This is a genomic window from Tenacibaculum sp. TC6, assembly GCF_050606265.1.
Taxonomy (GTDB): Bacteria; Bacteroidota; Bacteroidia; order Flavobacteriales; family Flavobacteriaceae; genus Polaribacter.
Genome location: NZ_JBOCUK010000009.1, coordinates 23,652 through 49,565 on the forward strand (window position 1 = coordinate 23,652; position 25,914 = coordinate 49,565).

Genomic DNA, 25,914 nt, shown 5'->3' on the forward strand with positions numbered 1-25,914 from the left:
TATATTATTTTTTAAACTTCATCATAATCAATTGCAATAGTTGGAGTAGTTGGGTGTGCCATACAGGTTAAAATTAACCCTTCTTCTAATTCATCATCAGTTAAAATTGAATTTTTAGTCATAACCGCCTTACCTTCTGTAACTTTAGCTATACAGCTACTACATACTCCTCCTTGGCAAGAATAAGGAGCGTCTAGCTTATTACGTAAACTGGCAGCTAAAATAGTATCGGTTTGTTTCATATCAAATGTAATCTCTTCATCATCCAACATAACCGTTATCTGGGTAATTCCATCTTTAATTTTATCGGTATTTTCTTCCGAAGCAGAAGTTGTAAACAACTCAAAATGAATTGCATCTTTTGTTAACCCGTTTTCTTGCAATGTTTCAGAAACTATATGAATCATTTCTTCCGGTCCACATAAAAATGCCCCGTCAAAAGTGATTTCTTTGTATCTATTTTTTACAAAATAATTTACATGTCCTTTATCTATTCTACCATATAAAGCGTCTTCATTGCGCTCTCTACTAAATACATAATGTAGTTTAAATTGATGAGGGTACTTTCCCTGCAACTCATTTAATTGATGGTAAAAAATAGTATCAGCTACACTTTTATTTCCGTATATCAATGTAAACGTTGCGTCTGAATTTTCTAAAACAGCACTAATCATTGACAATACAGGTGTAATACCACTACCTGCTGCAAACCCTATGTAATTTTTTCCATTAGCCGGAGTTAAAACAAACTTACCTTCCGGTGCTGTTACTTCTAACTCATCTCCAACAGATAATTCTGTGGTTGCATAGGTTGAAAATATACCCTTCTCAACCGCTTTTACAGCTACTTTTAACTCTCCACTATTAGGAGAGGAACAAATTGAATACGCTCTTCTAACTTCTTCTCCTTTAATTTCTTTTTTTAACGTTACGTATTGCCCGGCTACAAATGAGAAAGTTTCTTTTATAGATGCCGGTATGGTGAACAAAATAGAAACAGCATCTTCCGTTTCTTTATTTATTTCTTGTATTGATAGTGTATAGAATTTCGTCATTTCGTAAGTAATATTCTGCAAAAATAGCAAACTAAAAACGAACCAAAGGTTAGAGTTTTTATAAAATAATACCTAAGAATTTTATACATAAGAAAATTATGTATATATTTGACTCGAATTTAATTAATATGGAATTGAAAAATGGGTAACCAAAAATTATATAAAGGTTCATTGCAGACCATCATTTTAAAATTGCTTGCACAAAATGATAAAATGTATGGCTATGAAATTACGCAGAAGGTTAAAGAATTAACCAAGGGAGAATTGCAGATTACGGAAGGCGCATTGTATCCTGCTTTGCACAAATTGGAAGCTGATGGACTATTGGATGTAGAAGTTGCAAAAGTAGGAAACAGGCTGCGCAAGTACTACAAACTAACAGAAAACGGAACTAAAGAAACCGTAAATAGAATAGCCCAAATGCAAGACTTTTTACAAACCATGCAACAGTTGGTAAATCCAAAGTTTAGTTTAGAATAATTTTTTCAGGCTATGGAACTTACTCAAGAACAAATACAAAGAATAGAAAAGTATTTACAAGCCAAAGGAATTAAATACGTTGATTTTAAATATGAAGTTTTAGATCATATAATTACTGAAATTGAAACATTACTCAATAGTGGTCATTATGATTTTGAAACTGCTTTTACTTTAACAACCAATAAATGGAATTCACAACTTCGAAAAACAACAAGTTGGATTTTTGGATTGGCTTTCGCTGCCCCGGAAATAGTAATTCAAAAGGCTATAAAGGTTTTTAAACCTTTTTATTTTTACATGGTGCTTATTTCTTTTTTAATTCCGTTTTTATTCAGCTTTTTAAATTTTCAAATTTCTGAAGAAACAGCAGCTATTTTAGCTGTTAATTTAAAAATTATCACTGTTTTGTTAGCTGCAATGTGGCTTATTATTTTTGTTACAACCAGTTTAGATCAACGTAAAACCATATACAGTTTTATTATAAAAACTCAGTTTATAGTTGTTTTTTATATTCCTTTAATATTGATAACTGATACTCGTGATTATCTTAAAAATGGCTTAACTACAACTTTATTCTTAGCTTTTACTTTTATTTTCATTTCTACAGTTTATTTTTATAAGAAACATCTAACAGAAAAAACAAAATATGCAACTAACTAATCAACATATTGATCAATTGTACCTCTTTACACGTCAACATTTTGTTGAGCATTTCGATGTTCAAACTGAACTAGTTGATCATTTAGCCAATGATATAGAACATATTTGTAAAGAAAATCCGACATTTACTTTTGAACAAGCCAGAGATAAAGCGTTTAAAAAATTTGGTGTTTTTGGATTTATGGGAGTTGTTGAAGAAAAACAGAAGCAACTTGGAAGAAAGTATAGAAAAATCTTATGGAAACACAGCAAAGAATGGTTTAGACTTCCTAAGATAGTGCTTACTATAAGTATTTTCTTATTTTACTATTATTGTTTACAATTCAAGATAGGGATATACTTACTAGGTATGTCACTAGCTTTTTTAGCGGTTATTGATTTATATAAAATTATAAAACTTAAAAAAGAGTTTCACAAACGTTTAAAAAACAATGGTAAAAAATGGTTGCTGGAAGACTACATATATAACGTAGCTAGTTTTGGTGGAATTATGGTCGCTTCTAATCTTCCTCAATTTTTAAGTCAAACAATAAACACAACTCCTTCGGGTTTTATTTCTGTTCTTATTGCTTTACTTATTACTATTACCATACTATACACCTATGTAACCATCGTTGTTATTCCTAAAAAAGCTGAGAAATTACTAGAGGATCATTATCCGGAGTATACGCTGATAAACTAATTTTTAAAACTATTTAACATAATTAGAAGGTTACTTTTTTCCTTCAACAACAATAACAATTTCCCCTTTTGGGGGCTTAGCTGTGAAATATGATAGTACTTCTTTTACAACTCCTCGTTTGGTTTCTTCAAATAATTTGGTTAATTCTCTAGAAACGGATATTTGACGGTCTTCCCCAAAATAAGTAGAAAAATCTGCCAACGTTTTTAATAATTTATGAGGACTTTCATAAAAAATCATCGTTCTTGTTTCATCAGCAAGAAACTTTAATCGCGTTTGTCTACCTTTTTTAACCGGTAAAAATCCTTCAAAAACAAACTTATCATTTGGTAAACCAGAATTAACAAGAGCAGGAACGAAAGCAGTTGCCCCTGGTAAACACTCTATATCAATACCTTGTTGAATACAAGCTCTTGACAATAAAAACCCGGGATCAGAAATTGCAGGAGTACCGGCATCAGAAATTAAAGCAAATGTTTCTCCACCTTGTATACGTTTAATAATTACCTCAACCGTTTTATGCTCATTATGCATATGATGCGATTGCATAGGGGTTGTAATTTCAAAATGCTTTAATAATTTACCACTGGTTCGGGTATCTTCAGCTAAAATAACATCAACTTCCTGTAGCACTTTTATAGCTCTGAAAGTCATGTCTTCTAAATTTCCGATTGGAGTAGGTACTATGTATAATTTGCTCATACTACAAAACTACAAAGTTTTACTCTTTCCGTAAGGTTATATAAAGCTTTTTGTACATTTGTTTTCATGTCAGAAAATCTATTACATTCTATTAAATATCCATCAGATTTACGTGAGTTATCTATGAATGAACTTCCTAAAATAGCCAAGGAATTACGTGACTTTATAATTGATGTTGTTGCTACTAAAGAAGGGCATTTAGGTGCCAGTTTAGGTGTTATTGAACTGACTATTGCTTTACATTATATCTTTGATACCCCAAATGATTTATTGGTTTGGGATGTTGGCCACCAAGCATACGGACATAAAATTTTAACCGGAAGAAAAGATATTTTTCACACCAATCGCCAGTTAGGAGGAATTTCCGGGTTTCCAAAACGTAGTGAAAGTGAATTTGACACCTTTGGTGTAGGACATTCTTCTACGTCAATTTCAGCTGCTTTAGGAATGGCCATAGCCTCTAAACTTCAAAGGAAGAGTAAACATCATATTGCTGTTATTGGCGATGCTTCTATTGCCAGCGGTATGGCTTTTGAGGCTTTGAACCATGCAGGAGATACCGATGCTAATTTATTAGTTATTTTAAATGACAATGCTATAGGTATTGATCCTTCTGTAGGGGCTTTAAAAGATTATTTAACACGAATAAAATCTACGCGAAACGATATTGAACAACACAATATTTTTGAAGCTTTAAATTTTGATTATTCCGGACCTATTGACGGACATAATTTTGAAGAATTACTCCGTGAATTAGAAAGGTTAAAAAGGATAAACGGCCCTAAATTTTTACATGTAATTACCACTAAAGGAAAAGGATTACGCCAAGCAGAAGAAAATCAAGTAAAATATCACGCTCCTGGAAAATTTGATAAAATTTCTGGTGATGTACTTCCTAAAGAGCAAAGTGAATTTACTAAGTTTCAAGATGTATTTGGAAAAACACTGGTTGAGTTGGCTCAGCTTAATACTAAAATAGTAGGAATTACGCCTGCCATGTTAACAGGAAGTTCAATGAAGTTTATGTTAGATACATTTCCTGAACGAACTTTTGATGTTGGAATAGCCGAACAACATGCCGTTACCTTAGCAGCAGGTATGGCTACACAAAATCTTATCCCTTTTTGTAACATTTATTCTACGTTTCTCCAAAGAGCTTATGATCAAATTATTCATGATGTAGCTTTACAAAATTTACCGGTAATTTTTTGTTTAGACAGAGCCGGATTAGTAGGAGAAGATGGCGCTACACACCACGGTGTTTTTGACATGGCTTATTTGAGATGCATTCCTAATCTTATTGTTTTTGCACCAAGAAATGAAATAGAATTACGTAATATCTTATATACCGCCCAATTAGGATTAAAACAACCCATTGCTATTAGATATCCAAGAGGAAAAGGAAAAATTTCTAATTGGGAATTACCTTTTTCTAAAATTGAAACTGGAAAAGGAACTGTTTTAAAAGAAGGAAATAAAATTGCTATCCTTTCTGTAGGTACAATTGCCAATAATGTATCTGATGCTTTAAAAGCAATAGAAAACAAAGAGGCTATTGCTCATTATGATATGCGCTTTATTAAACCTTTAGATTTTGAACTTCTTAAAACTATCTTTACTAAGTTTAATCAAATTATTACTATTGAAGACGGAACAGTCATTGGCGGATTTGGGAGTGCCATTTTAGAAGCTGCTACCCAGTATGAATATAGTGGTCATATAGAAATTTTAGGCATACCTGATACGTTTATTCACCACGGCACAGTTGATGAACTTCAAAAACAATGCGGTATTGATGTTCAAAGTATTCTAAACAAAGTAACCTATTATTTATTTAATGTATAAATAAAAAGTGCGGGGCTTTATTCCCGCACTTCTCTTCTATTTTTACTTTATCCGTTTTTTATTTTTTCATAAATTTCTGTGATAGCTTTTTCTCTCCAGTAGTATTGAATACCTCAATGATATAAACTCCTCCACCTGAAATAGTAGATATATCTATTGAGTTGTTAATTATAGGAGTCTTTATTACTTCTTTTCCGGTTAAGTCAATAATTTTCGCTGTCCATAAAACAGTACTTTTTTTACTTCCTTTAATATAAACTCTATCAACTGCAGGATTTGGAAATAATGTTAGTATTGATATTTCTTCTTGACTTTCCTTTTTATTTACTGTTGATCTTGCAGAAGTTAAACATACTTCTTTTGTTTCAGTAGATCCAAAGCTTCCTCCTGATGCTAGAGTTTGATTGTTGGCTCCGGTTATTTTATAGGAACCATTTCCGTAGCTACAGCAAATACCGTCACCATACGTATCATTAATTGTAAAGTTATAACATCCAATTGGTAAACATTCTGTTACGGTAATAGTTTCTCCGTTACCTTGATTATAGCTTCCTCCACTCATTACTGTTTCACCACTAGAATTCTTTAATGTCCATGATGTCTCACTCGAAAATTTATCAAAAACCAGAGTTACAGAAATATCTTCACATGTTGGTGTTTCTCCGTTATTACCTCCGCCGGAAGTAGCAGTAGTATAAGTAACAATTAATTTAGGAGCGCCGCTAGTGCTACCATCATAAGACTCTGCTGTTCGTTCTCCTGTTCCGGAAATATAGAACATCATTGAGTTCCCCGAAATCCAATCCGTTTTATTTACCACATGTTGTACTAAAGCTTTTAAATCCGGCGTTCTTTGAGCTGTCCCGGAAGCACCAACAGAATTCCATTCACTCGGACTCCAAGCTACAGACTGATTATAATATAATCGAGAAGTGATGTTATAACTTTGCGTTGTAATATCCGGTGCGTTTGATGCATCTTGCACTTTTATTGCTAATGAAGTAGCTCCTGAATTAGTTTCATCAGTTGTAAATTGAATATATGCATTGGTTATAGTTGCATTGGTTGGAATAGTTAAGTTTCTAAATAACATTCCTATATGTTGATTTCCTTTTGAAGTGCCATCGTAAACCAATTCTAGATCTGAACTATTCATGTACATGGTTCCGGATGATTGGTATTCTTCAGCATCATCATTTGTTCCACTAACTATTGAAGTAATTGTTTCTGAAATACTACCAACATAAATTGTTATTTCTTCTGATGTTGTTTCATTACCTTCATTATCTTTAGCTATCGCCTTAATTTTATAAGATTGATTGTTCACGGTAGGAGTCCAATTGTAAGAGTATGGAGCACTAGAATCTGTTCCTATTAAAGAGTTATTTACATAAAAACTTACGCTTGCAATATTACCATCACTATCTGAGGCAGAAGCCGATAGTGAAATAGCTGTATTTACTGTATGAGAGGAACCATTTGAAGGACTTGTAATAGAAACTTCAGGGAAACTAACATTGTTTTTAACTATTGTAATTACACTACCGTTAGAAGGATTCCAAATGTCTAAGTTTGTAGGAATGGTAAACGGGTTAGCATTAGAAACAGAGCCTACACTACTTGCATTATCAACTTTTATTGTTCGTATTTCTATTTTAGATTCTTCAACAAAAATCCACTTAAATTGGTTAAATGTACCGGCATTTCTCGTCCAGTTTTTAGAATCGTCTGACGAGCGTAACGGAGCTCCCCAGCATCCTTCTCCAACATAAACTGTTCCGCTAACATCATCTCTTATAAAACCTTCATCACAACCAGTTCCTCCAGAACACGGTTTCATTGGCCAAGTAGATTTTACAGTATGAGAATCTGATTCAAATACTAAATTCACTCCTTTATCATAAAATAACTGAGCCCAATTTGAATACTCATCATTTCCTTCAGATTTTGAAGACACATGAGGACGCATTGGTTTGTGATATTGTGCCGATTTCCAAACAGACGTATTAGCATTTAATTGCTGACTTAACCATGAATATTGATTTCCTCCGGCAGAAATTTCAGAGTTTAAGGTATAAATTGTGTATAAATTGTTTCCGAAAGTAATATCATAATATACATTAGTTGAAGGAACATTGAAAAGGTGATAAATACTATTATTAGACCCTTCATGATTTCCTCTGGTAGGAACTATCGGAAACATTCTTCCGTCACTAGCGGTTGTATCTTGCCAATCATTAAACCAATCTTGCCATTCAGCATCAGAATCTCCATTGGTCATATCACCACCAAAAAAGACTGCTGTTGGTTTTAATTTAGAAACTAATAGGTTGGCGTTTTTTCTTGGAGTTCTGTTATTTCTCGAATCTCCACCGGCAATAAATGACATTTTTTGATTGGTACTAGGGGCAGTTTTAAACCAAAATCGGCTACTAGTTCCCTGACTATCTCTAATCACAAAGTAATAATTAGTATCAGGTGTTAAACCTGTTAGTTTAGCAAAGGTGTTATTCATTCCTTTATAAGAAACTGATCGATCTACAGTTTTTGAATTTGGATAACTTGACCAATTAGTTCCGTAATCAGTTGTACCGTAATATACTGTTGGACTTGTTCCGGAAATTTGATTCCATCCAATCATAATAGTTGTTGCCGGATTATCTGTAATAATTAAACGATATTTGTCACTGGACGCATACGTACTAATAACCGCAAATAGCAGCAATCTCAAAATTGTGTTTTTCATTTTTAGGAGTTTAGGTTTAGTTTTTATTAAATTTGTGTTTTTTAACAAAATTATAGTATAAATTTCATTTATTTTACATTTTAATTAAAATAATAATTGATTTTTTACTAATTTTTTATTGATTTAATACTTAATTTTTTCGATAATTATGTATTTTTTTTGTTATTAATTTCTTATCTAAAGATTATATTTTATGAATAACACAACTCTTCTTAAAATTTTAAAACTAAGTTCTTTCTTTATCTTTTTGGGTAGAGCTTACCAACATTTATTTTGGGATGCTCCGTATAGAAGTTTTTTCTGGGATCAAAAATTATTAGAGCCTATCATTAATTTCGTTTTTGATACTTCATGGCAATCTTATGTTACCAATTTAAATACAGATTATGCTATTCAGATTCTAACAAGGTCTATTGGAGTTTTATATGCAGTATGTGCCGTTATTTCAATTACTATAGATGAAAACTCTAAAAAATGGGAGCAACGTATTTTAAAGTTAGGCTCTGTAAGTTTGGTTTTATTAGCATTAATGATTACCAAAGAAAAGTTTTATCATTTAGTTATGTTCTTTGAGCATACTATCCAATTTGGTGTTCCTATTGCTTTAATTTACTTTTTAAAACATAAAAATACACCTCAGCTACTTTTCTACTTAAAAGTATTTATTGCATTAACATTTACATGTCATGGAATGTATGCTATAGGTGTTTTTTATCCTCTTCCGGGCAATTTTGTAACCATGACATTAAATATATTACCAATTAGTGAAAACCTTGCTAAAAACCTATTATTTACTGCCGGTATTTTAGATTTTATAATTGCTGTTGCTATATTTATACCTAAGATATCAAAAGCAGCTTTATTGTATGCTGCCTTTTGGGGGTTTATAACAGCATTTGCCAGAATAGCTAGTGGATTACATTATGATATTTCGCTAAGTATTTTCCATCAATATCTATATTTAGTGATTTATCGATTACCTCACGGAATTATCCCTTTATTAGTTTATCTATATCTTGCTAAAAAAGAAATAAAAGATACTAAGACTTCTAACACTCTAATTTCCGGTTTAATATAGCTGGAAATAGTATATAAAAAAAGCGAACCAAATTTGGTTCGCTTTTTTTATATAGAGTTATTTTTTCTCTTAGTTGTTCAATGCTTCTGCACCTCCAACGATTTCTAAGATCTCGTTAGTAATTGCAGCCTGACGAGCTTTGTTATATGTTAATAATAAGTCGTCACGTAATTCCTTAGCATTATCAGTTGCTTTATGCATTGCAGTCATACGAGCACCGTGTTCGGCAGCAAATGAATCACGAATTGCTTTATATAACTGAGTTTTTAATGATTTTGGAATTAATTCTAAAACAATTTTCTCTTTTGAAGGTTCAAAAATATAATCTAAGTTAACATTTGCGTCCCCTTCAATTGGTTTGATAGGTAAAAATTGTTCTACTTGTACTTCTTGAGTTGCAGCGTTTTTAAATCTATTGTAAATAAGTTCGATTTTATCATACGCTCCATCTACATATAAATTCATTAACTTTTCAGCAACATTAGATACATTATCAAAAGTTAAATCGTCAAAAATATCATTTCTGCTTTCAATAACTGTATAGTCTTTTGATAAAATATCATTTCCTTTTTTACCAATTGTTAGTAAATCTACAGTAACTCCTTTATATTTTCCTTGAATAGTTCTAACGGTTTCTTTAATAACTGAAGAGTTAAAACCGCCACATAAACCCCTGTTTGAAGTTACAGCAACTAACAATACTTTGTTTACTTCTCTTTGAGTAGAATAAGCTCCACCTGCATCGCTATCTAAAGTAGCACTAAGGCTTTGCAATAATTCAGTAAGCTTAGATGAATACGGACGCATTGCTGTAATTGCATCTTGAGCTTTTTTCAACTTTGCAGCTGATACCATTTTCATGGCAGAAGTAATCTGCATTGTTGATCCGATAGAAGTAATTCTGTTACGTATTTCTTTTAAGTTTGCCATACTAATAGTTATTGAGCATTAAGTATTAAGTATATACCTCAATACTTAATGCTAGAATATGTTATTAAGCTGAAAATTTAGCTGAAATTTCTTTAGCAGCATCTTCTAACACAGCAATTGCTTCGTCAGTTAATTTTCCTGCTTTTAAAGCATCTAGTGTATCTCTATGCTTTGCATTTAAATACTGTAAAAAGTCTTTTTCAAACTCTTTTACTTTATTAACCGGTACATTTCTTAATAAGTTTTTAGAACCAGCATAGATAATTGCAACCTGATCTTCAACAGTAAAAGGATCTCCTTGTTTTTGTTTTAAGATCTCAACGTTACGCTTACCTTTTTCAATTACGTTCATAGTAGCTGCATCTAAATCAGAACCAAACTTAGCAAACGCTTCTAATTCACGGTATTGAGCTTGATCTAATTTTAAAGTACCTGATACTTTTTTCATTGATTTAATTTGAGCAGATCCTCCAACACGTGATACAGAAATACCTACGTTAATTGCAGGACGAACTCCTGAGTTGAATAAATCAGACTCTAAGAATATCTGTCCGTCAGTAATCGAAATTACGTTTGTTGGAATATATGCAGAAACGTCTCCCGCTTGCGTTTCAATGATTGGTAATGCAGTTAATGATCCACCTCCTTTAACTTTACCTTTCAATGATTCAGGTAAGTCGTTCATTTCAGCAGCAATAGCATCATCGTTGATCACTTTAGCAGCACGCTCTAATAATCTTGAGTGTAAATAGAATACGTCTCCAGGATACGCCTCACGTCCCGGTGGACGACGTAATAATAAAGATACCTCACGGTAAGCTACCGCTTGTTTAGATAAATCATCATAAACAATTAAAGCCGGTCTACCAGTATCACGGAAATATTCTCCGATAGCAGCTCCTGCGAAAGGTGCATATACCTGCATTGGAGCAGGGTCAGATGCGTTAGCAGCAACAATAGTTGTATAAGCTAAAGCTCCTTTTTCTTCTAACATATTAGCAATTGCAGCTACTGTAGATCCTTTTTGACCTATGGCTACATAGATACAATATACAGGCTCTCCTGCATCGTAAAATTCTCTTTGATTTAAGATCGTATCAATGGCAACTGTTGATTTACCAGTTTGACGGTCACCGATGATTAACTCACGTTGTCCACGTCCAATAGGAATCATAGCATCTACAGATTTAATACCTGTTTGCATTGGCTCGTTTACTGGTTGACGATAGATAACTCCAGGAGCTTTACGCTCTAATGGCATTTCAAAAGTTTCCCCTTCGATTGGTCCTTTACCATCAATTGGGTTTCCTAAGGTATCTACTACACGACCAACAATTCCTTCTCCTACTTTTAAAGAAGCAATTCTTTCTGTACGTTTTACTGTAGATCCTTCTTTAATACCTGTTGAAGGCCCTAATAATACTACCCCAACATTATCTTCTTCTAAGTTTAATACGATTCCTTCTAAAGCGTTATCAAACTCTACTAACTCTCCGTATTGTACATTAGATAAACCGTATACACGAGCAATACCATCACCCACTTGTAATACAGTTCCTACTTCATTTAACGTAGCTTTCGCTTCGAAATTCGTTAATTGTTCCTTTAAAATTGCTGATACTTCAGCTGGTTTAATTGCTGCCATCTTTTTTTATTTTAGACTTCAGAGGTAAGAGAACTAACCCACACCTCACATTCTTTCTTTATAAAAAATTAAATTTTTGGAATGTAATGACTATTGTCAAATTCTCTTCTTAACTCATTAAATTGGTTAGAAATACTTGCATCATATTGCACGTCTCCAACACGTAATATAAAACCTCCTAAAATCTCCGGGTTTACTATACTTTCAATACTAGTTTTATTCCCAGTAAGCTCCTCGATTTTAGCTAATATCTTTACTTCTAACTCTTTTGTTAAAGGCACTGCGGTAGTAACCTTTGCTACTTGCATGCTTTTGTGATGATCGTAAATTACAGCGTATTGCTTTGCAATTGGCTCTAACATAATCATACGTTTATTTTCTGCTAATAAATTAAATAAACCTTTAACTATGTTATTTACTTTATCTCCAAAAAGAGCAGCTAATACTTTACGTTTATCTGCTGCTTTTATTATTGGACTCTTAAGCATGGCATTTAAATCGTCACTTTCAGCAATAGTTTCTGCGATTAATTTCATGTTATCATTAACCTCAGCGTCTTTACCTGATTGAACAGCTAAATTTAATATTGCCTTTGCGTAACGTAATGCTGGTCTTGCTTCTTTCATTGAATGATTAGTTTAAAGTAACTTCTTCTAACATTCCTTCAACAAGCTTAATTTGTTCGTCTTGTGAAGCTAATTCTTTTTTTACAACTGTTTGAGCTATACCAATTGATAACTCAGCAACTTGTTTCTTTACATGTGCTAAAGCCGCTTGTTTTTCTTGCTCAATTGAAACTTTTGCGTTTTCAATTAATTTAGCAGCTTCTTCTGAAGCTTCTGATTTAGCCTCTGCAACAATTTTTTCTTTTATTTCACGAGCTTCTTTTAACATGCTATCTCTTTCTGCTCTTGCTTCTTTTAATAATCTATCGTTATCAGCTTGTAAGTTTTGCATTTCTTTCTTTGCAGCTTCAGCAGCGTCTAATGCATTTTGAATACCTTCTTCACGCTCTGTTAACGCGTTCATTATTGGTTTCCAAGCAAATTTTATCATTAAAAAAAGTATAATTACTAAAATTAATGCTTGCATGAAAAACAATCCCGGAGAAAAATCATTTAATAACTGATCCATTATATATCTAATTTATTCTTTTTTAAAAATTCTTTTTGTTTAATTTTAAAACATTTCCTGTAACCAACCGTTACAGGAAATGTTTACTTTTTAAATTTTTTCGGAAATTATTTCCCTAAGATTAATGCACCAAATGCTAAACCTTCTAATAATGCTCCGATAATGATCATCGCTGTTTGGATTTTACCAGCAGCCTCAGGTTGACGAGCAATTCCTTCCATTGCTTTTCCACCAATTTGACCTAATCCGATTCCTCCACCGATTACGATTAATCCTGCTCCAATTAAATTGTACATACTAATTGATTTATATAATTAAACAAATTTTTATTCTAATGATGATCGTGTTCTTCTACTGCCATACCAATAAACAATGATGATAACATTGTAAAGATAAAAGCTTGTAAAAACGCTACTAAAATTTCAATTACTGAAATAAATAATGCTAACACTAATGACATTCCTGTTGACCCTACAGCACCAAATTGATTTTTTAATGTAATCATTAATGCTATTAAACTCATTACCACAAAGTGACCCGCTGTCATGTTTGCAAATAAACGGATTAATAATGAGAATGGTTTGGTAAACATCCCTAACACTTCAATAGGTGCTAAGATAATTTTCATTGGCACTGGTACTCCCGGCATCCAAAAAATATGTTTCCAGTAATCTTTGTTTCCACTAAATTGCACAATAAAGAAAGTAAATAATGCTAAACATACAGTCACTGCAATTTGCCCTGTTACATTAAACCCTAATGGAGTTAACCCTAATAAGTTTAATATCCAGATAAAAAAGAAAACAGTTAATAAGAAGCCCATAAATTTACGGTAATGCTTTTCACCAATATTAGGTCTTGCTATTTCATCTCTTACATATAACACTAACGGTTCTAACACACGACCAAAACCGGTTGGTATAGCTCCTTTTTTATACCCTTTAGCTAAAGATCCGAAACCTAGCAACATTAAAAATCCTGCTAACAACATTCCGAAAACACTTTTAGTAATAGAAAAATCTAATACTTTATGAGCATTAGTTGCATGATGATGCTCATCAAAAGTTACTTCAGTAGCCTCTTCATTTAACTCATAAATTTTACTATGAATCTTCACTAACTTTACATCACCTTTATCTACAATTACATGTCCGTCGTCATTATGATGAAATGCAGAAGACATAAAAACTTTTAACCCTTTACTTGTCCACACGATTACCGGTAACGGAAAACCAACGTGTTTACGTTCACCTGCTTCATTTGTATACGAATACAAAGCGAAATCGTGCGAATCTGCTAAGTGATGTTTTATATATCCCTTGATTCCTTCAGGAGTATTGATTTGCCCTCCTTTACTTGAAGTTTCTCCGCCTCCAGCAAATGCTGTAAACGAACTAAATACTATTGCTAATACTGCTAAAAAGTAGATAGGTTTTTTTGCTATCATCATACCTTGCTAAATATAGATTTTGTGGTCTCTAAATTTCCGTGCAAAGGTACACAATAAATTAAAACTACAAACCCTTTTTTTATTTAGTTTTTTTACTAGATTTTTTCACTTAAACTATTTGTTATTCAATAGCTTTGAAATAAAAACAGCTTCTAGTATTAAAAATAAGAATAAAGGAACAATTAAAGAAATTCTTTCAATTTTAGAAAGTGCATCATTTGAAAAAACGGAACTTTTAAAAATTAAAACAAAAAAACCAATCTTAAGAAAGATTGAAGCTAGATAGGCATAACCTGCCTGATTAGGCATTTTTTCTGCAATAAACTCAACGATAGTGTACACTAACAAAGCAGCAATTACATAAAAAATGTATACAGATAATAGCGAAAAGCTTAAGTTAACTTCTTTAGCTTGAATAATTAAATGATGTGGAAAATAACTTGCAAGAAATGCAACTACAACTGCAGCTATAAAAATAAAAATACGCTTAATCATCGTTATCTTTTGATAGTTTTGTTACTTGGCGTATGACCGAAAACATGGCACCAAAAACTGCTGCAAGTGTACAAATTTTTGTGTAAAGTTGATTGTCATTCGGGTATTTTATATCTAACCATTTACCTAGCAAACTTCCTAAATAAATGGTTAGACCCATTTGAAAGGCTATTCCGGAAAAACGAACGTATTTATTAAGCTGTTTTTTCGGTGTTTTTTTGCTCATTTTTCTTTAGTTCTTTTACAGCTCCTTTCATAGAACATGTAGCATTAAATGTTGCACCCGGCTCTACAGACAACTTACTTATTATGACATCTCCTGTAATATTTGCGGTAGCTTTAACCGTTAGTATGTTAGAAACTTGTAAATCTCCTGAAAATTTACCTTCAATATCAGCATTGGTACACTCTGCTTTACCTTTAATCAAACCTCCTTCACCAATTATAATTCTTCCGTTGGTTTGAATATTTCCTTCTAGAGTACCGTCTATTCTGAAATCTCCTTCAGAAATAATATCGCCGGTAATTTTAGTGTTGCTGCCTATTACATTTCTCTCTGAAACAACTCTTTCACTCGATTTTTTATTGTCTTTGCTAAACATCTTTGGGGACTTTTGGGGTTATGTTTATATTACTTTTTTAATTGCTCTATTATTTCTTCAGCTTTTTTTCCTTCTTCTGTATTTGCATAACTTAATGATACAAATTCAAGTGCTTTTTTATAGGTTTCTTTATCTTGGTATTTTCCAATAGATAATGCCTTTAGGAGTGCTAATTTAGGAATTAAATTTGAATTTTGTAGCGTTGGCGAAAACTTGTCTATTTCAGCTACTGCATCTTCAAACTTATTAAGCTTGTACATAATATAAATTTGCTTGTACTTTTTTTGCAGTTCGTCCGATTTTTTTTCTTCTGTTAGTTTAACATTCGGCTCTCTAATTATTTGAGCAAAATTAGTATCGGGGTATTTACTTAAAACAATTTCTTTATAAGAATTGGCTTTTTCATTATCATTTAATCCTGTATAGATTTGATATAGGTGGTAACTAATTGCTAACTCTGATTGATTGTCTTTTTTCAATTCTTTTAGCCTTTCTAACTTAGCGGCGGCCAATTCAAGATTTTTAAATTGCTCCTTATAAATTAACCCTAACTGATACAATGCTTCACTTCTATCTTCCTTCAGCTTTTCAATAACTTCCGGGTTTGAGGGAATTGCATCTATGTAAGTAGCTAATTCATATCGTGGGTTTGGTTTTGTTTCTGAAGCGTCACTAACATCTTTAGTATCACTACTTATTTTATTATTTTTCTCAGACAATCTCCAGTTATCCTCTAAAGGACGGTTACCCCAAATCCTTTCAAATTCAGCCTTTCCAAAAGCTATATTTTGTGTATTATAAAAATACCATTTCCCTTTTTTAGCATTACTACCGATAAAAGAAGTTCCTCCAAAAGCGCTTCCAAAATTTTGGGCATTTAGCATTTGCTGGCTTCTTTCTTCATCTTCTTTTTTGATTTTTTCTATGTACTTTTCAAAAAAATCAGTTCTTTCTTCTTTACTCATTGCAACAATTTTAAGTACGCTATCATTTACCTTAACGGTTTCTTCATACTTTCTAAGTGTTGTTAATCCTTTATTTTTTCTTTTGATTCTTCTGATTCTTTTTTCCTGATCAAATTCTTTTGACGTTTTACTTAGTACACTATCGTAATATTTACCGGCTAACACATAATCTTGTTTATCAAAAGCTACGTTTCCTAACTGCTCATATGCATAAGTTTTTTGATAATCATCGTTATTTTTTGCTTGCAGTGATTTATTAAAATAATCAACGGCATTCTCTGTTTTATTTCTTCCTAATTCTAAAATTCCGGCTTGATAATATAGAGCATTTAAGTATTTACGATTGTCTGAATTATCTATCAGCTTTTTTAATCTACTTAATACCAAAACTGAGGCTGAATCATTAGCTGTATTTTTAGCTAATTCTATATTAGCTCTGATTTTATATTTATAAGGAGCTTTTTTATGATCTGCCAATTTTTGAAACACCATTCGTGCAGAATCTTTTCTATCTAACTCACTATATATTTGACCTAGAATAAACATGTTTCGAGCCGATTGCTCTCTATTTTTAAAAGTTTGAGACGCCTTTGTTAAATGCTCTATTACTTTTTGAATTGTATCTGTTTTTTCATAAGCCATTGCCATAGCGGTATGCGCTTGCTCGCGTTGTAAATCAGTTAAATTCTTTTCGTTTTTATCTAATTCTATCAAAAGTTTTAACGACTCTAGAGCTAATTTTTCATTTTCTAATCGAATATTTGCCTTTGCTCTCCAAATTTTAGTGTCGTAAATTAAGCTGGCTTTAGGATAGTTTGCTATGATGTAATTGAATGCTTCAATAGCCGGAATAAAACGTTGTGTGTAATATCTTGCTTTACCTAACAACAAGTAAGCATCGTCAATTTGTTTATTTTTCTCATAACCATTGATATTCATTGAGTGTTTCTGAACCGCTTTAACTGCTTTTTCTTCAGCCTTATCAAAGTTTGTTAGTGGTTTATTTTCTTCTTCCTCAGTATCTTCAAATCCTGTTCCCGGCTTAAATGTTGGTACAGCTATTGTTTTATCATCAAAGGTTATAGGTTCAATTTGTAAACGTTGCCAAAAGTTATCTTGATTCTTTTCTTCTATTTCTTTAAGTCCTTTTAAAAAAGCTTGTTCACCGTTAAACAGCACATTATACTTTGTAGTTAATGCATGAAATTTGCGGTTTATAAAAGTATCTTTCTTAACACTACATGAATATGCAATTATTAAAATAGTACTGAAAACTAATATATTGGGTAGTTTTTTCATAAAAAATACGCATTTACTTTACAACAACTATACTCTTAAGTTATTGTGTGTAAATGCGTAAAAATAATAATAAAATGGTAATTTTTGTCTTATGCTGAAAAATAGCTTTCTAATTCTTGCAAAGTTTCTGTTGATGTATTAATATCTTTTACAACATTTCCTTTTTCTAATACCACGATTCTTTCGCAAACATCGGTTACATGGCTTAAATCATGGCTAGATACCAGCACGGTAACTTCTTTATTTTCTGTAAGCTTTTTTATAATGTTTTTTAATCTTATTTGCGTTGTAGGATCTAAGTTAGCAAACGGTTCATCTAAGATAACCACTTGTGGATTTCCCATCATTGCAGCAATAATACCTGCTTTTTTCTGATTTCCTTTACTTAAGTCTCTCAGGTATTTTTTCTTCCCTAAAATTTCTCCGTTAAAAAACTCTTCAAACGGTGTTAAAAATGCTTTCACATCAGCTTTATTCATGCATCTTAATTCACCAATAAAATCAAAATATTCATCTGGTGTTAAATAGCCTATTAAAAAACTTTCGTCAATAAACGAACCTGTAAATGTTTTCCAGTCTTCACTTTTATTAACTACCACTTGGTTGTTTGTAATTTCTCCTGTTGTAGGTCTTATTAAATCTAACAGTATATTAAAAAATGTTGTTTTTCCTGCTCCATTATTTCCTACTAATCCAAAAGATTGTCCGGTTGGGATTTCTAATCCTTCTATATTTAAAACTTGAGTTGTTCCGTATTTTTTAGTGATATTGTTTACTTGTATCATAATAATGTTTGATTAGTTTTCTTGATCAAATGCGTGAATCATTACGTATTTATTGGCAATGTATTTTTTAGTTATTAAGGTCATTAATTTTTGGTGAAATGCAATTCCTGCCACACCAAGTATGATTAAACCTATAACTGCTACTTCAAAATTTACCAGCCAGTTAATTAAACCAAAAATAGCCATAGGTAAAAGCATTAACGGGAATCCCATTAACCATTGAACAGCTCCTGTTCCTTGGTAATTAAATGCAGCTTTTTGGTCAAGGTTTATTTTTTTTCTGTTAAACGTTCCTCCAAACATAATTACATGTGTATTAACGCCAATATTATAAATAGCAGCTGCAAAGTGTGCTAAAAGAACTTTCCATCCAAAATACACATAAGGAATTCCAAACAGGAATAACAATAGAACACTCATAGACATCAACATAAATTTTGACTTTAAATACCTTTCGTATTTAAAATTCTGGCTCATTAGCATTTTGTAATATCCGCTATCCCAAGCCGGAATAAATTGACCAAAATTCATTAAAAATATTCCTGTTGAAAAAACTCCGATAAAAATAAAGAAGAACTCTTTGTCTGCATATTGAGGTTGTGGATAAAAAACCAACCCGTATAAAAGCCCTATAATAAGCAGCCATAAAGTAGATTTAGTTCTTTTATTGCGCATAATTAGTTTTAAATCTAACTGCATAAAGGGTGCCACATCTCCAAATCGCTTTGTCCAAGTATACTCAGACGTTTTGGCTTCTTCTACTTTGTTTTGAACTACCGAATCTAAAAACAAATTACTTCTTAAAACTTTGTAATTAATGTAGTACAAAAGCAATAGTAGCACTACAGGTACAACCATAAAAACCGGATTGGTAGAAATGGCTAAAATTCCTTTTGATACCAAATCAGAAAAAGACAGAATTTTAAAATAATCTAAAGCAAATAACGCTGAAGCTCCGGCAAGTAGTGGTAAAAATGAAAAGTCACTTTTTGCACTTAAATTTTCTATCACAAAATTTAAAAAATTAACAATTAGTACAATAATTATTAGAGTACCTAACCATGTAATGATTTGTGCTGTATTATACCCTTTACTAAGCAATACAAAACTAAAAGGTATAAAAGCAAATAATGGTAAAAAGTTAAAAAATGACACTACTGATTTACCTAACACATAATTAACAATTTTACTTCTTTTTATGGGTAGGGTAAGCAATGGTTTAATAGTCATTACCGGAAGTTTTTGTAAAAAGAACCGAATAAGTAAATCTCCTAAAATCCAAAAAAACAGAAATTGGTTTACAATTAAGAAAGGGTCTTGATCCGGATAAACTTTTTTAAGTATCGGAAAAATACTTACTCCTAATGATAAAAACATTACCATAAAGTAAAGGGCAAAAAAACCTAGTAGTATTTTTATTCCAATACCTTTTTGCCAATATGAAGAACGGAAATATTGTTTCCATTCTAAATTTAAAAAGTGTAAAATCATTTGGTTTAATTAATTTTTGATATTTATAAGTATTACTTCTCTAATTTTTGTTACATAAAAAAGCATCAATTTTAAAATTGATGCTTTTATTTTTTATAGAGTATTGGTTGTTTTTATGCCCATTGACAAATAACTCCTCCCATTAATGCAAGAGTAACTATCCAATATCCAACATTAATGGCTATGTATTTAAACGATTTTCTTTCAAATAAAGCCTTAGTACCAATGATAGGTAAAACAATAAAAACTCCGGCTAAAACTCCATGCAAAGCACCATGTTTAAAAGTTCTGAAACGATTACCAAAGTTTGACATAAATTCTTCATAATATGCATAGCCTCCTCCGGTTTTTTCCATAAAACCAGGTTCTCCTGCCAATGTTGAAAACACACCCCATTGGTGAATTACTAGCATTTGAATAGAAAAAGCCAGCATACAACTAAATATAAAACTTAGTCCAAAAATAAGAAGCATGTTTCCTCCTTCCATATCCTTTAGTGTAAAGTTCATTTCTTTCATCCATGCTTTTTGAAAAAGCATAGGACCGTACCAGAAAAACCCAATTACCATAGGTATAAAAGCTGCCCCCAGAATTGCTAAAAAATTTGTTTCCATTATCACAAGTTTTAGGTTAATTATCTCAAATATAGCAAAAAAGGTGTCAAGATTAACTTGACACCTTTTTTTACACACTTGATTATTAGTGTTTTTATTTTATTTTCATTGATTTTGCAATGGATTCTAGTTCAAAAATAAAGTCTCTTTTATTTACTGAAGGAGCGTATGTAAATCCTTCAAAAACTATTAATCTATTATTTTTCTTATCAACTACCGTGTAATTTAAAAATGGTCCTGCCATAAAATCATCTTTCACTTCCCATTTACCTCTGGTTTCATATGCTTTTTTACCATCAATTTCTACTTCATAGGTATGTGGTGTATAGGCTTGTTCTGTAATCATATACATTCCTTCTTTACTTCCCGGTATATGTTCTTTTCCTATTTCATTTCTAACCGTTGTAATATTATCTACAATTTTAGCTTCGTCACCTAATGGAACACTATATACTAAAATATTGTTGGTACCGTCACCTCTTGCTATTCCACTTGTTAAATGCTGACGTAACCATAAAAAATCTCCCGTATCATCAACTAACTTATATCTTTCCGGAATATCAATAATAATTCCTAAGTTTTGCAATGTTTTTAGTTTAGTATCATCTAATCGTTCTTTTTTAAAGATGTTTTGGATAAACTTGATATCTTCATCTTTAAAGATTTTAATAATTTCTTTTCCTCTGTTTTTTATCAAGTTTATTACCCCTTCTTCATCTTTTGCTGTAGCATACACTAAAACTTGCGGTTCCGCATATTTATTTTTTTCAACTACTATGCTTTCTTCTTTTCCTTTTCTAACAAAAAGAATTGCTCTACCGTTTCTCATAAAGGTTTTAAAACCTGAAGGGTCTATTTGGCTAACTGTTAGTAAAGTTTCCGGTTGCGGCAAACCTACCTGATGCTCACCAAAAACAGTACGTATTTCATCTCCTATTTTGCCTTCCCAATCATTACCTTTAATTACAACTAATATTTTATTCGTATTTCCGGTTGATGTTGGTAAAATAAGATCTTCTTTATTAGTTCCTTTTTTACAAGAAAAAATAAATGTAATTGTTACTAAGAGTATTAGTAGTTTTCTCATGCCTTTAGCTTTTAAATATTTTTAGTTTCATGCCTGGTTTAAGACTTTTTTTACCCCAAAAATTATTCCAATCTTTAATTTGTTCAACAGAAACTGATGGGAATTTTTTTGCTATTGTCCAAAGGGAGTCTCCTTCTTGTACAACATATACCTCATGTTTTCCTTTAGGCAATTGCTTTACGTTTTGAGAAACCTCTTTTGGAATGGCCATTTTTTTCGGATAAATACTTAATCGTTGTCCTATTTTTAAATGATGGGAACGCAAACCATTCCAACGTTTAATATCATTTACTTTTACACCAAATCTATTAGCTATTTTTCCTAAATAATCACCGCTTCGTACTTTGTAAATGATTCGTTTATCCATTTCAAAATACTTAGGTAGTGGTTTTTCTCTTTTAGCGTCTTCTTCATCGGCTAAAGCATAAATTTCTTCTTCAAATTCTAAAAAGTCAATCATGCTTTTTCTTGGTAACCTTACTGTGTAATTTCTTCCTTCTACAAAAGGAATAATGTCTAATTTATATTCGGGATTTAAAAAGGATATGACATCTTCTTCGATTCCTACTTTTTCTGATATTTGTTCAAAACTGATGGTTCTTTTCACCTGTACAGTATCTGTTTCAAAATGAAAAATTTTCGGAGCTTCCGGGTACAAATTGTGTTTATCTGCGTATTCAAAAATATACATGGTAGCGTAAAATGCCGGAACATATCCTGCTGTTTCTGTAGGTAAAAACGGACGAATGTTCCAGTAGTTTTTATACCCTCCTGATCTTTTTATGGCTTTTGACACATTTCCGGGTCCGGAGTTATAGGCTGCCAACGCTAAATCCCAATCACCAAATATTTTATATAATTGACTCAAATATTTACAGGCTGCTACGGTAGATTTAACCGGGTCTTGACGTTCATCAACATAAGAACTTATTTTTAAATCAAATTGCCTTCCGGTTCCATACATAAATTGCCATAAACCGGTAGCTCCTACATAAGAACGTGCATCCGGACGTAAAGCAGACTCTACAATAGCCAAATATTTCATTTCTAATGGAATATCAAATTGATCTAAATGCTTTTCAAACATTGGAAAATAGTATTTAGATTTGGCCATAAGAGCAGGATAGTATTTTTTTCTATACTTTAAATATCCGTTAATTACTTTTTCAAGTGCTGGATTGTATGCTAAATGAAATGGTGTTTTAGCATCTAAATCTGCTAATCTTTTCTTTAACAATTCAGTAGATAAGATAACGGTTGTATTTCCTAAGATATCTTTATCATTAATTACATATTGAATACTATCAAATAATGAAGAATTGTATTTTTCTTCAACCAACAAACTGTCTATCATTTTCAAGTCTGCATCAGAAAATAAATCTCCTTCTTGTTTATTCTTAATAGAATCTTTTGCTACATCAATAGTAAGTTGTGTACTATCTTTTGCGGTAAAAACAGTATCAATTGGTTGTTGTGCAACTAACGTTGCTGTAAATAAAAGTAGTAGTTTAAGTAGGTTTTTCATTTTAAAATGATATAAAATCAACAACTATATCAAAAACCGTACTATAGTTGTTAATTTTATGTGTTTAACTTTATTAAACATTCATTTCTACCACTATAGGGCAGTGGTCAGAATGTTTTGCTTCAGGTAAAATATAGGCTCTTGCTATTTTATCTTTTAAAGGATCAGCAACCATACAGTAATCTATACGCCATCCTTTATTATTGGCTCTTGCATTGGCTCGATAACTCCACCAACTATAATGGTTAGGTTCTTTATTTAAATGACGAAAACTGTCTATGAACCCATTATTTATAAATTTCCCTATCCATTCACGTTCCTCGGGTAAAAAGCCCGATACTCCTTTCATTTTAGGGTTATGAATGTCTATTTCTTCATGACAGATATTATAATCTCCACAAATAATCAGGTTAGGAATTTCTTTTTTAAGTTCATTAACATACTGTTGAAATTCCGCCATATAATTAAATTTAAACCCTAACCTATCATCATTAGTTCCTGAAGGTAGATATAAACTCATAACAGAAACCTCATCATAATCTACTCTAAGGTTTCTTCCTTCAAAATCCATGGTTTCTATTCCGGTTCCATACGCTATATGGTTGGGTTCTTTTTTACAAAAAACCGCTACTCCGGAATAGCCTTTCTTTTGAGCAGAAAACCAATATTGATATGGATATCCTGCCAACTCAAAATCCATTAAATTCATTTGATCGGCTTGAGCCTTGGTTTCCTGAATGCAAATTACATCCGGATTGGCTTGTTGTAGCCAATCTAAAAAACCTTTTTTTATAGCTGCTCTAATTCCGTTTACATTGTATGAAATAATTTTCATTTTAAGTTACTTTTCCTATCTGTTGTTTATAATTCCATTTCCGGAATTTCTCCGTTTATGACTAACGTTCCTTCTGTTGCTGCTTGTATTTCCTCTACAGTTACTCCCGGGGCTCTTTCTAATAAATGAAATGCATTGTCTTTAATTTCTAATACGGCTAAATTGGTTACAATTTTAGTAACACAACCAACTCCGGTTAAGGGCAACGTACATTTTTTAAGTAGTTTAGATTCTCCAGCTTTATTGGTATGCATCATAGCTACAATTATATTATCGGCACTAGCTACCAAATCCATAGCTCCTCCCATACCTTTTACCATTTTTCCGGGAATTTTCCAGTTGGCAATGTCTCCGTTTTCAGCAACCTCCATAGCTCCTAAAATGGTTAAGTGAACATGTTTTCCTCGAATCATTGAAAAGCTCATAGCAGAGTCAAAGAAACTTGCTCCGGGTAAAGTAGTTATTGTTTGTTTTCCTGCATTGATTATATCAGCATCTTCTTCTCCATCAAAAGGAAAAGGTCCCATACCTAAAACACCGTTTTCACTTTGAAATTCTACTTCAATATCTTCACGAACAAAATTGGCCACTAATGTTGGTATTCCAATACCAAGATTTACGTAATATCCGTTTTTTACTTCTTTTGCGATTCTTTTCGCTATTCCGTTTTTATCTAACATTTTTATAATGTATCAATTTTTAGTAATGTATCAATGTACTAGTTAATCTATTTTTTACTTTTAATACTAGTACTTAATATTTTGTATAAAATTAATCCAAGCTCCTTTATTTTTTCTTTTAGAATTAAATTTGTTGGATAACTTTTTGCTTTCTCACAAAGAATTAGCCAATATTTTGTTTCTTCTAATTCTTTTGTAGCGATCTTCATTTTATGTATAAAGTCTGCTTTACTCTCAGCATTTTGTGCTTCATGTATATTGGCACCAATGCTTGTCCCAGACTTTAGTAATTGTTTTGATATAACGAATTTTCTTTCCGACTCTAATACTTCACAATATTCAATTATTAACAGTGCAAGTTCAATAGATTTTTCAACCACAGGATTTTTCATTGTTACACTGTTATATTACTATATTAAAGTATTAACTGCGTGATCGAACTGTTCTTTGTTCAATTCTCTTTTCGTATTTTTCCCCTTGAAAAATACGTTGTACGAAAATTCCGGGTATATGAATTTGATTTGGATCTAACTCACCCACAGGAACTAATTCTTCTACCTCTGCAACCGTAATGGTTGCCGCTCCACACATATTAGGGTTAAAATTTCTTGAGGTTCCTTTAAAAATAAGATTTCCGGCAGCATCTCCTTTCCATGCTTTTACAAAAGCATATTCTGCTTTAAATGCAGGTTCTAACACATACATTTTTCCGTTGAACTCTCTTGTTTCTTTACCTTCTGCTACTTCTGTACCGTAACCTGCCGGTGTATAAAATGCCGGAAAACCTGCTTGTGCCGCTCTACATTTTTCTGCTAATGTTCCTTGTGGAGTTAACTCTACCTCTAGTTCACCCGACAGCATTTGTCTTTCAAACTCATCATTTTCTCCTACATAAGATGATATCATCTTTTTAATTTGACGATTTTGTAGTAACAATCCTAACCCAAAATCATCTACTCCTGCATTATTTGAAATACAGGTAAGGTCTTTCACTCCAAGTCGCACAAGTTCAGCAATAGCATTTTCAGGAATTCCACACAACCCAAAACCTCCTAACATCAATGTCATTCCATCTTTTACACCAGCTAACGCTTCTTGTACGTTTTTAACTTCTTTATTAATCATATAG

27 protein-coding genes are annotated in these 25,914 nt (G+C 32.0%); 5 read left to right on the forward strand and 22 right to left on the reverse strand.

The window, feature by feature from the left end:
- Window positions 1-11: 11 nt before the first annotated feature.
- The gene (locus ACQY1Q_RS06975) at window positions 12-1,055 is read right to left on the reverse strand and encodes a 2Fe-2S iron-sulfur cluster-binding protein (RefSeq protein ID WP_431004580.1); all 1,044 of its coding nucleotides are present in this window, start codon (window positions 1,053-1,055) and stop codon (window positions 12-14) included.
- Between the two features lie 141 nt (window positions 1,056-1,196).
- Between ACQY1Q_RS06975 and ACQY1Q_RS06980 the strand changes: the two genes are divergently transcribed.
- The 3 genes from ACQY1Q_RS06980 to ACQY1Q_RS06990 are packed head-to-tail and all read left to right on the forward strand — an operon-like array spanning window position 1,197 to window position 2,877.
- Complete coding sequence (locus ACQY1Q_RS06980; protein WP_431004581.1) at window positions 1,197-1,535, forward strand: PadR family transcriptional regulator; 339 nt, start codon at window positions 1,197-1,199, stop codon at window positions 1,533-1,535.
- A 12-nt stretch (window positions 1,536-1,547) separates the two neighbouring features.
- Window positions 1,548-2,195, forward strand: coding sequence for a hypothetical protein (locus tag ACQY1Q_RS06985; RefSeq protein WP_431004582.1), 648 nt, complete (start codon window positions 1,548-1,550; stop codon window positions 2,193-2,195).
- Complete coding sequence (locus tag ACQY1Q_RS06990) at window positions 2,182-2,877, forward strand: hypothetical protein (protein WP_431004583.1); 696 nt, start codon at window positions 2,182-2,184, stop codon at window positions 2,875-2,877. The genes ACQY1Q_RS06985 and ACQY1Q_RS06990 overlap by 14 nt, the downstream gene beginning before the upstream one ends.
- Window positions 2,878-2,907: 30 nt before the next feature.
- On the opposite strand, the gene rsmI is transcribed toward ACQY1Q_RS06990, so the two are convergent.
- Window positions 2,908-3,579, reverse strand: coding sequence for a 16S rRNA (cytidine(1402)-2'-O)-methyltransferase (gene rsmI / locus ACQY1Q_RS06995; protein WP_431004584.1), 672 nt, complete (start codon window positions 3,577-3,579; stop codon window positions 2,908-2,910).
- Between the two features lie 66 nt (window positions 3,580-3,645).
- On the opposite strand from rsmI, the gene ACQY1Q_RS07000 reads away from it, so the two are divergent.
- Window positions 3,646-5,424: a 1-deoxy-D-xylulose-5-phosphate synthase gene (locus tag ACQY1Q_RS07000; RefSeq protein ID WP_431004585.1), complete on the forward strand. Its 1,779-nt coding sequence runs from the start codon at window positions 3,646-3,648 to the stop codon at window positions 5,422-5,424.
- Between the two features lie 58 nt (window positions 5,425-5,482).
- On the opposite strand, the gene ACQY1Q_RS07005 is transcribed toward ACQY1Q_RS07000, so the two are convergent.
- Window positions 5,483-8,170, reverse strand: coding sequence for an Ig-like domain-containing protein (locus ACQY1Q_RS07005; protein WP_431004586.1), 2,688 nt, complete (start codon window positions 8,168-8,170; stop codon window positions 5,483-5,485).
- Window positions 8,171-8,363: 193 nt separating this feature from the next.
- Between ACQY1Q_RS07005 and ACQY1Q_RS07010 the strand changes: the two genes are divergently transcribed.
- The gene (locus ACQY1Q_RS07010) at window positions 8,364-9,248 is read left to right on the forward strand and encodes a hypothetical protein (RefSeq protein ID WP_431004587.1); all 885 of its coding nucleotides are present in this window, start codon (window positions 8,364-8,366) and stop codon (window positions 9,246-9,248) included.
- 69 nt (window positions 9,249-9,317) lie between these two features.
- Here the strand turns inward: ACQY1Q_RS07010 and atpG are convergent, their stop codons facing one another.
- The 19 genes from atpG to ACQY1Q_RS07105 all read right to left on the reverse strand — a co-directional run bounded on the left by atpG (window position 9,318) and on the right by ACQY1Q_RS07105 (window position 25,910).
- Entirely contained in the window at window positions 9,318-10,178 is an 861-nt protein-coding gene (gene atpG, locus ACQY1Q_RS07015; RefSeq protein WP_431004588.1) for an ATP synthase F1 subunit gamma, read from the reverse strand.
- 64 nt (window positions 10,179-10,242) lie between these two features.
- Window positions 10,243-11,823: a F0F1 ATP synthase subunit alpha gene (gene atpA, locus ACQY1Q_RS07020; protein WP_431004589.1), complete on the reverse strand. Its 1,581-nt coding sequence runs from the start codon at window positions 11,821-11,823 to the stop codon at window positions 10,243-10,245.
- 68 nt (window positions 11,824-11,891) lie between these two features.
- A complete protein-coding gene (gene atpH / locus ACQY1Q_RS07025; RefSeq protein WP_431004590.1) occupies window positions 11,892-12,449 on the reverse strand; it encodes an ATP synthase F1 subunit delta in 558 nt (185 codons plus the stop codon).
- 7 nt (window positions 12,450-12,456) lie between these two features.
- Entirely contained in the window at window positions 12,457-12,957 is a 501-nt protein-coding gene (locus ACQY1Q_RS07030; RefSeq protein WP_431004591.1) for a F0F1 ATP synthase subunit B, read from the reverse strand.
- A 107-nt stretch (window positions 12,958-13,064) separates the two neighbouring features.
- On the reverse strand, window positions 13,065-13,253 hold the full coding sequence (atpE, locus tag ACQY1Q_RS07035; protein ID WP_004569351.1) for an ATP synthase F0 subunit C: 189 nt from the start codon (window positions 13,251-13,253) through the stop codon (window positions 13,065-13,067).
- Window positions 13,254-13,288: 35 nt separating this feature from the next.
- Window positions 13,289-14,407, reverse strand: a complete 1,119-nt coding sequence (gene atpB, locus ACQY1Q_RS07040) for a F0F1 ATP synthase subunit A (RefSeq protein WP_431004592.1) — start codon at window positions 14,405-14,407, stop codon at window positions 13,289-13,291.
- A 114-nt stretch (window positions 14,408-14,521) separates the two neighbouring features.
- Complete coding sequence (locus ACQY1Q_RS07045) at window positions 14,522-14,902, reverse strand: DUF6168 family protein (protein ID WP_431004593.1); 381 nt, start codon at window positions 14,900-14,902, stop codon at window positions 14,522-14,524.
- Window positions 14,895-15,128: an AtpZ/AtpI family protein gene (locus tag ACQY1Q_RS07050; protein ID WP_431004594.1), complete on the reverse strand. Its 234-nt coding sequence runs from the start codon at window positions 15,126-15,128 to the stop codon at window positions 14,895-14,897. The genes ACQY1Q_RS07045 and ACQY1Q_RS07050 overlap by 8 nt, the downstream gene beginning before the upstream one ends.
- Entirely contained in the window at window positions 15,097-15,504 is a 408-nt protein-coding gene (locus tag ACQY1Q_RS07055) for a bactofilin family protein (protein ID WP_431004595.1), read from the reverse strand. Before ACQY1Q_RS07055 ends, ACQY1Q_RS07050 begins: the two co-directional genes overlap by 32 nt.
- 29 nt (window positions 15,505-15,533) lie before the next feature.
- Complete coding sequence (locus ACQY1Q_RS07060; RefSeq protein WP_431004596.1) at window positions 15,534-17,768, reverse strand: tetratricopeptide repeat protein; 2,235 nt, start codon at window positions 17,766-17,768, stop codon at window positions 15,534-15,536.
- An 89-nt stretch (window positions 17,769-17,857) separates the two neighbouring features.
- A complete protein-coding gene (locus ACQY1Q_RS07065; protein WP_431004597.1) occupies window positions 17,858-18,553 on the reverse strand; it encodes an ABC transporter ATP-binding protein in 696 nt (231 codons plus the stop codon).
- Between the two features lie 12 nt (window positions 18,554-18,565).
- Window positions 18,566-20,044: a DUF5687 family protein gene (locus ACQY1Q_RS07070; protein WP_431004598.1), complete on the reverse strand. Its 1,479-nt coding sequence runs from the start codon at window positions 20,042-20,044 to the stop codon at window positions 18,566-18,568.
- Window positions 20,045-20,157: 113 nt separating this feature from the next.
- Window positions 20,158-20,658 (reverse strand): DUF1761 domain-containing protein, encoded by a 501-nt coding sequence (locus ACQY1Q_RS07075; protein ID WP_431004599.1) that lies wholly within the window; start codon window positions 20,656-20,658, stop codon window positions 20,158-20,160.
- A gap of 94 nt (window positions 20,659-20,752) precedes the next feature.
- A complete protein-coding gene (locus ACQY1Q_RS07080; protein WP_431004600.1) occupies window positions 20,753-21,745 on the reverse strand; it encodes a DUF4837 family protein in 993 nt (330 codons plus the stop codon).
- Between the two features lie 4 nt (window positions 21,746-21,749).
- Window positions 21,750-23,270, reverse strand: coding sequence for a LysM peptidoglycan-binding domain-containing protein (locus ACQY1Q_RS07085; RefSeq protein WP_431004601.1), 1,521 nt, complete (start codon window positions 23,268-23,270; stop codon window positions 21,750-21,752).
- 73 nt (window positions 23,271-23,343) lie between these two features.
- The gene (locus tag ACQY1Q_RS07090; protein WP_431004602.1) at window positions 23,344-24,105 is read right to left on the reverse strand and encodes an exodeoxyribonuclease III; all 762 of its coding nucleotides are present in this window, start codon (window positions 24,103-24,105) and stop codon (window positions 23,344-23,346) included.
- Between the two features lie 26 nt (window positions 24,106-24,131).
- Window positions 24,132-24,785 carry a 3-oxoacid CoA-transferase subunit B gene (locus tag ACQY1Q_RS07095; protein WP_431004603.1) on the reverse strand — a complete coding sequence of 218 codons (654 nt, stop codon included), beginning with the start codon at window positions 24,783-24,785 and terminating at the stop codon, window positions 24,132-24,134.
- Between the two features lie 47 nt (window positions 24,786-24,832).
- Window positions 24,833-25,177 (reverse strand): four helix bundle protein, encoded by a 345-nt coding sequence (locus tag ACQY1Q_RS07100; protein WP_431004604.1) that lies wholly within the window; start codon window positions 25,175-25,177, stop codon window positions 24,833-24,835.
- A 31-nt stretch (window positions 25,178-25,208) separates the two neighbouring features.
- Window positions 25,209-25,910, reverse strand: a complete 702-nt coding sequence (locus tag ACQY1Q_RS07105) for a CoA transferase subunit A (protein ID WP_431004605.1) — start codon at window positions 25,908-25,910, stop codon at window positions 25,209-25,211.
- Between the last annotated feature and the right edge of the window lie 4 nt (window positions 25,911-25,914).

Excerpts from the sequence above, each read along its gene's own strand:
- ACQY1Q_RS06975 (WP_431004580.1), bottom strand. The coding sequence starts at position 1,055 with ATGACGAAATTCTATACACTATCAATACAAGAAATAAATAAAGAAACG.
- ACQY1Q_RS06980 (WP_431004581.1), top strand. The coding sequence starts at position 1,197 with ATGGGTAACCAAAAATTATATAAAGGTTCATTGCAGACCATCATTTTA.
- ACQY1Q_RS06985 (WP_431004582.1), top strand. The coding sequence starts at position 1,548 with ATGGAACTTACTCAAGAACAAATACAAAGAATAGAAAAGTATTTACAA.
- ACQY1Q_RS06990 (WP_431004583.1), top strand. The coding sequence starts at position 2,182 with ATGCAACTAACTAATCAACATATTGATCAATTGTACCTCTTTACACGT.
- rsmI (WP_431004584.1), bottom strand. The coding sequence starts at position 3,579 with ATGAGCAAATTATACATAGTACCTACTCCAATCGGAAATTTAGAAGAC.
- ACQY1Q_RS07000 (WP_431004585.1), top strand. The coding sequence starts at position 3,646 with ATGTCAGAAAATCTATTACATTCTATTAAATATCCATCAGATTTACGT.
- ACQY1Q_RS07005 (WP_431004586.1), bottom strand. The coding sequence starts at position 8,170 with ATGAAAAACACAATTTTGAGATTGCTGCTATTTGCGGTTATTAGTACG.
- ACQY1Q_RS07010 (WP_431004587.1), top strand. The coding sequence starts at position 8,364 with ATGAATAACACAACTCTTCTTAAAATTTTAAAACTAAGTTCTTTCTTT.
- atpG (WP_431004588.1), bottom strand. The coding sequence starts at position 10,178 with ATGGCAAACTTAAAAGAAATACGTAACAGAATTACTTCTATCGGATCA.
- atpA (WP_431004589.1), bottom strand. The coding sequence starts at position 11,823 with ATGGCAGCAATTAAACCAGCTGAAGTATCAGCAATTTTAAAGGAACAA.
- atpH (WP_431004590.1), bottom strand. The coding sequence starts at position 12,449 with ATGAAAGAAGCAAGACCAGCATTACGTTACGCAAAGGCAATATTAAAT.
- ACQY1Q_RS07030 (WP_431004591.1), bottom strand. The coding sequence starts at position 12,957 with ATGGATCAGTTATTAAATGATTTTTCTCCGGGATTGTTTTTCATGCAA.
- atpE (WP_004569351.1), bottom strand. The coding sequence starts at position 13,253 with ATGTACAATTTAATTGGAGCAGGATTAATCGTAATCGGTGGAGGAATC.
- atpB (WP_431004592.1), bottom strand. The coding sequence starts at position 14,407 with ATGATGATAGCAAAAAAACCTATCTACTTTTTAGCAGTATTAGCAATA.
- ACQY1Q_RS07045 (WP_431004593.1), bottom strand. The coding sequence starts at position 14,902 with ATGATTAAGCGTATTTTTATTTTTATAGCTGCAGTTGTAGTTGCATTT.
- ACQY1Q_RS07050 (WP_431004594.1), bottom strand. The coding sequence starts at position 15,128 with ATGAGCAAAAAAACACCGAAAAAACAGCTTAATAAATACGTTCGTTTT.
- ACQY1Q_RS07055 (WP_431004595.1), bottom strand. The coding sequence starts at position 15,504 with ATGTTTAGCAAAGACAATAAAAAATCGAGTGAAAGAGTTGTTTCAGAG.
- ACQY1Q_RS07060 (WP_431004596.1), bottom strand. The coding sequence starts at position 17,768 with ATGAAAAAACTACCCAATATATTAGTTTTCAGTACTATTTTAATAATT.
- ACQY1Q_RS07065 (WP_431004597.1), bottom strand. The coding sequence starts at position 18,553 with ATGATACAAGTAAACAATATCACTAAAAAATACGGAACAACTCAAGTT.
- ACQY1Q_RS07070 (WP_431004598.1), bottom strand. The coding sequence starts at position 20,044 with ATGATTTTACACTTTTTAAATTTAGAATGGAAACAATATTTCCGTTCT.
- ACQY1Q_RS07075 (WP_431004599.1), bottom strand. The coding sequence starts at position 20,658 with ATGGAAACAAATTTTTTAGCAATTCTGGGGGCAGCTTTTATACCTATG.
- ACQY1Q_RS07080 (WP_431004600.1), bottom strand. The coding sequence starts at position 21,745 with ATGAGAAAACTACTAATACTCTTAGTAACAATTACATTTATTTTTTCT.
- ACQY1Q_RS07085 (WP_431004601.1), bottom strand. The coding sequence starts at position 23,270 with ATGAAAAACCTACTTAAACTACTACTTTTATTTACAGCAACGTTAGTT.
- ACQY1Q_RS07090 (WP_431004602.1), bottom strand. The coding sequence starts at position 24,105 with ATGAAAATTATTTCATACAATGTAAACGGAATTAGAGCAGCTATAAAA.
- ACQY1Q_RS07095 (WP_431004603.1), bottom strand. The coding sequence starts at position 24,785 with ATGTTAGATAAAAACGGAATAGCGAAAAGAATCGCAAAAGAAGTAAAA.
- ACQY1Q_RS07100 (WP_431004604.1), bottom strand. The coding sequence starts at position 25,177 with ATGAAAAATCCTGTGGTTGAAAAATCTATTGAACTTGCACTGTTAATA.
- ACQY1Q_RS07105 (WP_431004605.1), bottom strand. The coding sequence starts at position 25,910 with ATGATTAATAAAGAAGTTAAAAACGTACAAGAAGCGTTAGCTGGTGTA.